The following is a 643-nucleotide window of genomic DNA, read 5'->3' as shown; positions in this document are numbered from 1 at the left end:
CGCCGCGAGGCTGCGCACGTTGCCGCGGACCGCGGCGAGGTGGACGACGGCACGCGAGGGGAACTGGCTCACGGCGCCCAGTGTCGCACCCGCACCCACCGGCGCCCGTCGATCCCGCGACGCGGGCGACCTCTCCAGCAGACCCGGCACCGACGACCCGACCACGAAGGGTGCCGCCTGATGCCCCGCCGCACCGACGAGGTCCCCTCGAAGGAGAACTGCCGCGATGAGCCGTCCACTGCGCTCTCGTACCTCGACCCACGGCCGCAACATGGCCGGTGCCCGCGCGCTGTGGCGTGCGACGGGCATGACGTCGGAGGACTTCGGCAAGCCGATCGTCGCGATCGCGGAGGAGAACGGCGTCGGCGTCTCCGAGGAGGAGGCCGCCGAGCTGCTGGACTCGGTCGCGAAGCAGCGCGACCCGGAGGCGGACGCGACCTTCTCGCAGCCGTCGCTCGACGTCGCGCGCGCCGCAGGCCGCCGCTCGCTCACCGGGAGCACCGACCACCGCCAGGAGCCGCCCGCCGGCGACGGCACCCTCGTCCCGGCGGACGCGGAGTCGGTGTGCGTGCACTCCGACACGCCGGGCGCGGTCGTCCTCGCCGCCCCGGTGCGACACGCGCTGGACCAGGCAGGGGTCGCC

At 75.4% G+C, this 643-nt stretch carries 1 protein-coding gene; it reads left to right on the top strand.

Translation table 11 applies throughout. The annotated features are described in order from the left end of the window. Positions 1-226: 226 nt before the first annotated feature. A partial coding sequence (locus ACFO3N_RS24920) for a LamB/YcsF family protein (RefSeq protein WP_379801514.1) occupies positions 227-643 on the top strand: 417 nt, incomplete at its 3' end.

It is taken from the genome of Flavobacterium chungangensis (assembly GCF_042654045.1).
GTDB lineage: Bacteria > Bacteroidota > Bacteroidia > Flavobacteriales > Flavobacteriaceae > Flavobacterium > Flavobacterium chungangensis.
This window is presented reverse-complemented; position numbering and strand designations above follow the sequence as displayed.